This is a genomic window from Sinobaca sp. TMA16-18 (assembly GCF_059510535.1).
Genome location: NZ_JCAKFM010000014.1, coordinates 33646 through 42910 on the forward strand (window position 1 = coordinate 33646; position 9265 = coordinate 42910).

10 protein-coding genes are annotated in these 9265 nt (G+C 45.2%); all 10 read left to right on the forward strand.

What is annotated here, in order from left to right; all coding sequences use genetic code 11:
• The first annotated feature begins 40 nt into the window (after positions 1-40).
• The 10 genes from AC5W14_RS16595 (at position 41) to lysS (ending at position 9158) form a co-directional block, all read left to right on the forward strand.
• A complete protein-coding gene (locus AC5W14_RS16595; protein WP_496195015.1) occupies positions 41-811 on the forward strand; it encodes a type III pantothenate kinase in 771 nt (256 codons plus the stop codon).
• A gap of 21 nt (positions 812-832) precedes the next feature.
• Positions 833-1729, forward strand: coding sequence for an Hsp33 family molecular chaperone HslO (gene hslO / locus AC5W14_RS16600; protein ID WP_496060664.1), 897 nt, complete (start codon positions 833-835; stop codon positions 1727-1729).
• Between the two features lie 163 nt (positions 1730-1892).
• Complete coding sequence (cysK, locus tag AC5W14_RS16605; protein WP_496060665.1) at positions 1893-2822, forward strand: cysteine synthase A; 930 nt, start codon at positions 1893-1895, stop codon at positions 2820-2822.
• Positions 2823-2888: 66 nt separating this feature from the next.
• Entirely contained in the window at positions 2889-4349 is a 1461-nt protein-coding gene (locus AC5W14_RS16610; RefSeq protein ID WP_496060666.1) for an anthranilate synthase component I family protein, read from the forward strand.
• Positions 4346-4930, forward strand: coding sequence for an aminodeoxychorismate/anthranilate synthase component II (gene pabA, locus AC5W14_RS16615; protein WP_496195016.1), 585 nt, complete (start codon positions 4346-4348; stop codon positions 4928-4930). Before AC5W14_RS16610 ends, pabA begins: the two co-directional genes overlap by 4 nt.
• A gap of 3 nt (positions 4931-4933) precedes the next feature.
• Positions 4934-5797 (forward strand): aminodeoxychorismate lyase, encoded by an 864-nt coding sequence (gene pabC, locus AC5W14_RS16620; protein ID WP_496195017.1) that lies wholly within the window; start codon positions 4934-4936, stop codon positions 5795-5797.
• A gap of 17 nt (positions 5798-5814) precedes the next feature.
• Positions 5815-6660 carry a dihydropteroate synthase gene (gene folP, locus AC5W14_RS16625; RefSeq protein WP_496195018.1) on the forward strand — a complete coding sequence of 282 codons (846 nt, stop codon included), beginning with the start codon at positions 5815-5817 and terminating at the stop codon, positions 6658-6660.
• The gene (gene folB / locus AC5W14_RS16630) at positions 6653-7012 is read left to right on the forward strand and encodes a dihydroneopterin aldolase (protein WP_496195019.1); all 360 of its coding nucleotides are present in this window, start codon (positions 6653-6655) and stop codon (positions 7010-7012) included. Before folP ends, folB begins: the two co-directional genes overlap by 8 nt.
• On the forward strand, positions 7013-7516 hold the full coding sequence (folK, locus tag AC5W14_RS16635) for a 2-amino-4-hydroxy-6-hydroxymethyldihydropteridine diphosphokinase (protein ID WP_496195020.1): 504 nt from the start codon (positions 7013-7015) through the stop codon (positions 7514-7516).
• A gap of 142 nt (positions 7517-7658) precedes the next feature.
• Positions 7659-9158, forward strand: coding sequence for a lysine--tRNA ligase (lysS, locus tag AC5W14_RS16640; RefSeq protein ID WP_496060673.1), 1500 nt, complete (start codon positions 7659-7661; stop codon positions 9156-9158).
• Positions 9159-9265: the final 107 nt, after the last annotated feature.

Genomic DNA, 9265 nt, shown 5'->3' on the forward strand with positions numbered 1-9265 from the left:
TTAACGTAAGGCAGATTATTTGAAATGATAGAGGACTAATATGATACTGGGAATGGATATTGGAAACACAACCATTACGTTCGGCGTATTTAAAAACGGCACCCGGCTTGATACGTGGCACCTTTCTTCCGATCAAACAAGGACGGTCGATGAATATGGTCTTCAACTTATTTCTTTCTTTCAGTTCAAAAGCTGGAAAACAGAAGAAATAAGCGGTATTATCATTTCATCTGTTGTTCCGTCTTTAATGAATACAATGAGCCGGCTTTGCAGAGAGTATTTTAACCTCGCTCCTTTAGTCGTTGGCCCGGGAGTGAAAACGGGGTTGAATATACGTTACGAAAATCCGAAAGAAGTTGGGGCAGACCGTATTGTTAACGCGGTAGCAGCTCTTCAGAAAACACAGCCTCCTTTGATTGTGGTCGACTTTGGAACCGCCACAACATTCTGCTATATCGATAAAAACAGCCAGTACCAGGGAGGCGTTATTCTTCCAGGACTCGACCTTGCCACACAGGCTTTATATGAAAAAGCGGCCAAGCTGCCAAAAATTGAATGGAAACAGCCTGCCCGCGTGATTGGAAAAACTACCGTAGAAGCGATGCAGGCGGGCATGTATTACGGATATGCTTCCCAAGTAGATGGCGTTATCCGGAAAATAAAAGAAGAACAGCAGTCAGAAGCGTATACGATTGCTACAGGATCAACGGCCAAATGGCTTCAGCAGGAAACAAACGAAATAGATGAAATAGATGAAGATCTAACTCTTGCCGGCCTCTATGCCATCTATCAAAAGAATATAAAAGAATGAGACGAAAGGATGTTACAACACATGAGTGATTATCTAGTAAAAGCAACGGCATTTGATAATAAAATCAGGGCTTATGCGGTTAATACCACCGATATGGTAAATGAAGCTGTCCAGCGCCATCAGGCATGGCCGACAGCAGCTGCTGCCCTGGGACGTGCCATGACTGCAGGCTCGATGATGGGGGCCATGCTTAAAGGAGAAGACAAGCTGACGATAAAGATTGAAGGCGGAGGCCCAATGGGACCCATTATTGTAGATAGCACCTCGGACGGCAATACGCGGGGCTATGCTCATAATATGCAGGTTCATTTTGATTTGAATCCACACGGCAAGCTCGATGTAGCCCAGGCGGTTGGTACCGGAGGTCATATGGCTGTGGTAAAGGATCTTGGGATGAAAGACCATTTTACCGGAACCGTGCCAATTGTTTCCGGGGAACTCGGAGAAGATTTCACCTATTATTTTGCAGCTTCCGAACAGGTCCCTTCTTCTGTCGGCCTGGGGGTTCTCGTTAACCCTGACAACAGCATTAAAGCGGCCGGCGGGTTTATTATTCAGCTGATGCCGGGTGCGGAAGAAGAGACGATTGAGGCGTTGGAAAAACAAATTGAAAACATGCCTCCAGTTTCAAAGCTGATCGAAAAGGGTAAAACACCTGAAGAAATGCTTCAAACTATTTTTGGGCAAGATATCAACTTCCTGGAAAAGCATGATGTTTCCTTTTCCTGTCATTGTTCAAAAGAGCGCATTACAAATGCCCTCGTTTCTCTGGGAAGTGATGAAATTAAAGATATGATCACAGAAGACGGCGGGGCCGAAACCCAGTGCCACTTCTGTAATGAAATATATAACTTTGATGTGCCGGAGCTCGAAGAAATCCGCGGCGAAGCAGAAAAAAAAGAAAATCGTGTGCAATAAATGCATAAAGGACCTGGTCATTTGGTGATCAGGTTCTTTTTTTAAAAGGGAAGGAATACTCAGAAAATAGAAAACGCCTGTATTGACACCGTTTTAAAAGACTGATAATATATAATCAATAAAACCAATGAAATTACTTGGTATTGTCGAGGAGGATATTTACATGAGAGTAGCAAATAACGTTTTAGAACTAATAGGCCAAACACCGATGGTGAAGCTTAACCGCCTTACGGGGGAAAATGATGCTGATGTGTATCTGAAGCTTGAATTTATGAACCCGGGAAGCAGTGTAAAAGACCGTATCGGTATGGCTATGATTGAAGCTGCAGAGAAAGACGGCAGACTTAAAGAAGGCGATACGATTGTAGAGCCTACAAGTGGAAATACAGGCGTCGGCCTTGCTATGGTAGCCGCAGCAAAAGGTTATAAATCTATTCTGGTTATGCCGGAAACAATGAGCATGGAGCGCCGCAACCTGCTTCGTGCCTATGGTGCTACGCTGGTACTGACACCAGGACCTGCAGGAATGGGCGGAGCAATCAGCAAAGCGCACGAGCTGGCAGAGGAAAACGGTTATTTCATGCCGCAGCAGTTCGAAAATGAAGCCAACCCGGCTATTCACCGTGAGACAACAGGTAAGGAACTTCTGGAGCAGGTAGACGGCCAGATTGATTCTTTCGTTTCCGGTATTGGTACAGGCGGAACAATTACAGGGGCAGGCGGACTGCTTAAAGAGCACTATCCCGATATGCGTATCGTAGCTATTGAGCCGGCGGATTCTCCAGTATTGAGCGGAGGACAGAAAGGCCCTCACAAGATTCAGGGTATTGGAGCAGGCTTTATTCCTGAAATTCTTAATACTGATATTTATGATGAAGTTGTACAGGTAACAACAGAGCAATCATTTGAGTATGCACGCCGTGCAGCAAGAGAAGAAGGTATTCTCGGCGGTATTTCTTCCGGCTCTGCGATCTATGTGGCGCTTCAAGAAGCGAAAAAGCTTGGCAAAGGCAAAAAAGTAGTTGCCATTATTGCAAGTAATGGGGAACGGTACCTCAGCACGCCGCTTTACAACTTTGAAGACGAGCAATAAAATAAAAGAAACGGGAGCAGGGCTAAACGGTCCTGCTCTTTTTATTTTGACCAAAGGGGGAGGACGATGAGACCTCAATTAGCACCACTTCCGGCTGCAAGCGATGCATACCGGGTGTCCGGACGGGCTTTGGATTTTCCGGAACACCGTTTTTTTTCAGCGTACGCGTCTTTAAGCAGCACCTGCGAGTATCACGTGATTTTAGAAAGTGGGCAGAGAGGCCGCTATAGTATTGCCGCCCTGCACCCTTTTGCTTTATTTACAGGAAAAGATAATCAGCTAACGATTGAGACAGCAGAAGAAACCATTCTAAAACATGGAGACCCGCTTCTGCAGATGAAAGAATGGATGAAAGGATACGCCACGGAGACCCTACCGGACTTTCCGGATTTCCAGGGTGGACTCTTTGGATTCATCAGCTACGACTATGTGAGGTATATTGAACAGCTGGAGGAGACGACAGCAGATGATTTGGATACGCCGGACTGCTTTTTTCAAGCGTTTCAAGAAGCGGCCGTGTACGATCACGAAGAAAAAAAGCTTTGGGTGCTCCGTCTGACAGGTGCCGAAGAAAACGATAAGGATCAACTCGATTACATGATGAGCAGCTGGCTGGCTGCGACGAAAAAAGACCCGACTGTAGAGCCGGCTTATACTGTAACGGATGACGTAATGACAGAAGAGGCTTCCTGGAAAGAGACTGAATTTGCTGAAGCGGTGGAAGAGGTGAAAGAATACATTGCCCAGGGGGATGTATTCCAAGTGAACCTTTCCCTTCGGCAGGGAAAGCCGCTTCGAAGCGATCCGTTTCATATTTACAAGAAGCTGAGGGAAATTAACCCTTCTCCTTATATGGGGTATTTTCATACGCCGGATTTCCAGCTTGTAAACGGCTCTCCTGAGCTGCTTATCAAAAAGCGCGGAGAGGAAGCTTCCACCCGGCCGATTGCAGGCACCAGATCCAGAGGGGCGGATGAAAAGGCCGATCAGGAACTGGGAATAGAACTACTTACTACAGAAAAAGAGCGTGCTGAACATATTATGCTGGTCGATTTAGAGCGTAATGACCTGGGAAGAGTCTGCCGTTTCGGCTCCGTGGAGGTAGACGAACTAATGGTGATTGAACGGTATTCCCACGTGATGCACATTGTTTCCAATGTTAAAGGTATACTGGCTGATCACATGGACGTCTATGACATGATCCGGGCGGCTTTCCCCGGGGGGACGATTACCGGTGCTCCTAAAGTGAGGACAATGGAAATAATTGAGGAACTTGAACAAGTCCGTCGAGGCGTTTATACTGGCTCTATTGGATGGATTGGGTATAATGGAGACACTGAATTAAATATTGCCATACGCACGATGATTACAAAAAACGGCATGGCCTACGTGCAGGCGGGAGCAGGAATCGTTATTGATTCCCATGCTGAAGCAGAGTATAAAGAATGCCTGAAAAAAGCAAAAGCACTATGGACCGCAAAAGAGCTGAGTGAAGAAGAGATGAGCAGAGGAGGAAGTGTACGATGATTTTAATGATTGATAATTATGATTCTTTTACCTATAACCTTGTGCAGTATCTTGGAGAAATGGGAGAAGAACTTGTTGTAAAACGAAACGATCAAATAACAATTGAAGAAATTGAAGCCATCGCACCTGATTTTCTAATGATTTCCCCGGGACCTTGTTCGCCGGACGAAGCGGGAATCAGCATGCAGGCCGTGGAACATTTTGCTGGTATCATCCCTATATTTGGTGTCTGCCTGGGTCACCAATCGATTGCCCAGGTATTCGGTGGAGATGTAGTCCGGGCAGACCGTCTCATGCACGGAAAAACGTCCGAAATGCATCACAATGAGGAAACCGTGTATAAAGGACTCAACAATCCATTTACGGCGACAAGGTATCATTCGCTGATTGTTAAAAAAGAAACGCTTCCCGACTGCCTGGAAATTACCTCGTGGACCGAAGAGGGAGAAATTATGGGCCTTCGCCATAAAGAGCTCGCAGTAGAAGGTGTTCAGTTTCATCCTGAATCTATCATGACCGATGTAGGAAAAACCATTTTAAAAAATTTCATTTCTACTCACAGCCTTCCACAGGGAGTTTAAAAAATGTTTGTATTGCAAAATGGAACAATTCAGGAGGCGGGCGAAGCCCGTCTTTCTGTATTTGAACACGGGTTTATGTATGGGCTGGGCCAGTTTGAAACATTTCGGGTGTACGACGGCCACCCTTTTTTATTGGATGAACATATGCTCCGGCTCGAACGCGGCCTCCGTGAGATGAATATTAAATGGACGTACGAGCGGGCGGCCGTCACAGCGCAGATCGAGAAGGTCTTATCAGCAAACAAGTGGGAGAATGCATATATACGGTTTAATGTATCAGCCGGTCCGGGCCCATTAGGACTGGAGCAGTCATGCTATGAGCACCCGGAAGTGATTATTTACGGGAAACCACTGGAGAAAAGAACTGGAGTCCAGCTGTCGCCGAAAAGGGCTCAGGTGCTGCAGACAAAAAGAAATACCCCGGAGTCAGACGTGCGCTTGAAATCCCATCATTACTTTAACAGCATTCTCGGTAAAAACGAGATACGGGGATTCCCTGATACAGAGGGCTTGTTTCTTACTCGGGAAGGGTATGTAGCAGAAGGGGTAGTATCCAATGTGTTTTGGCGGAAGGGAACGACCCTTTATACTCCTGCTGTTCAAACTGGTATTCTGCCGGGCATTACAAGAAAAGCTGTTATGATGCTGGCAGAAAAACGGGGTTATTATATTCGGCAGGGTTGTTTTCCTCAAAGTATGCTGTTGGAAGCTGAAGAAGCCTTTGTCACAAATTCGATTCAGGAGATCAGCCCGCTGCTGGGGATTAATAAATACAACTACCCATGTCATTCAGAGCTGTCATATACACTGGCTGAAGATTATGCAGAAATCAGGCGGTCTGCCTGGTCGTTTAAGGATTTACTATAGAAAATAAGCAAGGAGCAATGATAATGAGCGGTATTATCCAATGGGGAAAGCACTCTCTCGATCTTTCACAACGAACCTATATAATGGGCATACTTAACATTACACCGGATTCTTTTTCGGACGGCGGCCGGTACAATCAAATTGAGAACGCCATCGACCGGTCCCGTCAAATGATTGAAAACGGAGCGGACATTATAGATGTAGGCGGGGAGTCCACGAGACCGGGCTATGAACCGGTCTCTGCTGAAGAAGAGCTTTCCCGTGTGCTGCCGGTTATTGAGGCGCTTACTGCCCGTTTTGATGTTCCTGTTTCCATCGATACGTATAAAGCGGAAACGGCAAAGCAGGCAGTGGCTGCAGGAGCTGGAATCATCAATGATATCTGGGGCGCAAAAGCGGACCCTGATATGGCGGCGGTTGCGGCAGCGTGCAACGTGCCAATCATTTTGATGCATAACCGACATAACAAGGAATATACTGACTTAATGGATGATATGAAAAAAGATATTTTTGAAAGTGTGAATATATGTAAAAAAGCTGGGGTAAAGGAAGAGTATATTATCTTAGACCCTGGAATTGGATTTGCTAAAACATATGAACAGAATTTAGAGGCAATGCGCCGGATGCGGGAATTTACAGAACTGGGTTACCCGGTTCTGCTTGGAAGCTCACGAAAGTCCCTTATTGCTAAAACATTGAACCTGCCTTCTGCCGAAAGGGTGGAGGGGACTGCTGCAACAGTAAGCCTCGGCATTGAGCGGGGGTGCAGTATTGTCCGCGTCCATGATGTGCTGGAAATGAAGAGGACAGCTCTTATGATGGATGCAATGCTGAGAAATGAAAGGATGAGCGAGCATGGATAAAATTTATATTAAAGGAATGGAGTTCTACGCTTACCACGGAGTATTTCCTGAAGAGAATAAACTCGGCCAGCGCTTTCGTGTTGACTTAGTAATGGAAACCGATTTAAGAGAAGCGGCCCAGGAAGATAACATCGATAAAAGTGTAAACTATGGGGAAGCATTTGAAACGGTAAAACGAGCGGTCGAAGAGAACACATACGATTTAGTGGAAACTATAGCAGAACAAATTGCATCCAGCCTGTTTGCTTCCTTTTCGATTATTGAGCGCGTAACAGTAAAGGTAATTAAGCCTGATCCGCCGATTCCGGGCCATTATGAGCATGTAGCTATTGAGATTATGAGGACTAGATAAGTGCCTAAAGATATTTATCTAGGTGTGGGTTCTAATATCGGTGACCGCATGGAGGCGCTGAAAAAAGCAATAGAGCTTTTGCAGAAAGCAGAAACGATAACCGTACTGGAGTGTTCTGATGTTTATGAAACAAAGCCGGTAGGTGTTACAGATCAGGCTGATTTTTTGAACATAGCGCTGCGCGGCACGACGTCGAGTTCTCCGAAAGAACTGCTGCATATTACGCAGAGCATTGAAAAAGAAATGGGCCGAACAAAGGATATACGCTGGGGACCCCGTAATATAGACCTTGACATTTTGCTTTATAATGATGAAAATATTATGATGGAAGAGTTAGTTATTCCTCACCCAAGAATGGAAGAAAGGGCGTTTGTCCTGATCCCTCTATTGGATATTACATCGAACTCAAGAACAGCGGAAGTAAAGAAATGGCTAAACCGTCTGCCGCCGGAAGAAAAAGTGGGAGTAAGCCTGTATAAAGAAACGGGCGGCTGGCTGACATAGTGCACTGCTAGATGGATCCCTTAGAAACCAGGGGAAATAAAGAGTGTCTTGTTCTATAGAACAAAGCAGCAACGGGGGCTGGCCCTAGAAAGGTTCAGCTCCCTTAAATATGATTAAAAACGTAAGCCGGGGAGAGATAGCTGTGAGTGAAGAAATAGAATACAATGATCAAATGATGGTTCGAAGAGAAAAGGTAGCACGAATGCAGGAAGAAGGAAAAGACCCTTTTGGAGAACGATTTGACCGCAGCCATACCGCGGAATTGGTTCAAAAGGAATTTGGGGAGTTTTCAAAAGAAGAACTTGAAACAAAAGATACGGTATTAACATTAGCTGGACGTGTAATGACAAAACGAGGTAAAGGAAAGGCCGGGTTTGCTCATATACAGGACTTAAGCGGCCAGGTACAGATATATGTAAGAAAAGATGCAGTAGGAGACGAAATGTATGAGCTGTTCGAGGATCTTGATATCGGCGATATTATCGGAGTAGCCGGTACGGCTTTCAAAACAAAAGTAGGAGAGCTTTCAGTGAAACTTTCTTCTATTAAACTTCTCTCGAAGTCGCTGCGTCCGCTTCCTGATAAATTCCACGGACTTAAAGATGTAGAGCAGCGCTACCGTCAGCGCTACCTGGACTTAATCGCCAATCCTGAAGTAAGAGATACTTTTGTTCTCCGAAGCAGAATTATGCAGTCGATGAGAAGGTATCTTGATAATAAAGGATACCTGGAAGTGGAAACGCCTATGCTTCATTCTATTCCCGGTGGAGCTTCCGCCAAACCGTTTGTGACTCATCACAATGCGCTTGATATGGAGCTTTATATACGAATAGCGATCGAGCTGCATTTAAAGCGTTTGATTGTCGGAGGCCTCGAAAAAGTATATGAAGTAGGCCGTGTGTTTAGAAACGAAGGGATATCCACTCGTCACAACCCCGAGTTTACGATGATGGAACTTTATGCCGCATATACAGATTACAATGATATTATGGATTTAACAGAAAGTTTAATTGCACATATTGCTCAGGACGTTCTAGGCAAAACAAAGGTTGCTTACGGAGAACTGGAAGTGGATCTGACACCGAAATGGCGCAGGCTTCATATAGTAGAGGCAGTAAAAGAAGAAACCGGTGTGGATTTCTGGAAAGACATGAGTGATGAAGATGCCCGTGCACTTGCTAAAGAACACAACGTTCCTATTAAAGACAGCATGTCCTTTGGTCATGTGGTAAACGAGTTCTTCGAATACTTTGTGGAAGAGAAGCTCATTCAGCCTACTTTTATTTATGGTCATCCTGTAGAAATTTCTCCATTGGCTAAGAAAAATCCGGAGGATGGAAGATTTACAGACAGATTTGAGCTTTTCATTGTAGGGCGCGAGCATGCCAACGCGTTTACAGAATTAAATGACCCTATCGATCAGCGTGAGCGTTTCGAAGCTCAAGTGCAGGAAAGAGAGCAGGGAGACGATGAAGCCCATATGATGGATACGGATTATTTGGAGTCAATGGAATACGGGCTTCCTCCAACCGGCGGTCTTGGTATCGGAATGGACCGGCTTGTAATGCTTCTGACAGACTCTCCTTCTATTAGAGATGTATTATTGTTTCCGCAGATGAGAAACCAGCAGCATAATGAATAGATAGAAGCGGGAAAGAGCCGGTGTGCAGGCCGGCCTTTCTTTTTTTATATTTTTTTAGAAAATGTAGAAAAAACACTTGTCAGTTAAGACGTACGATGATATATTAA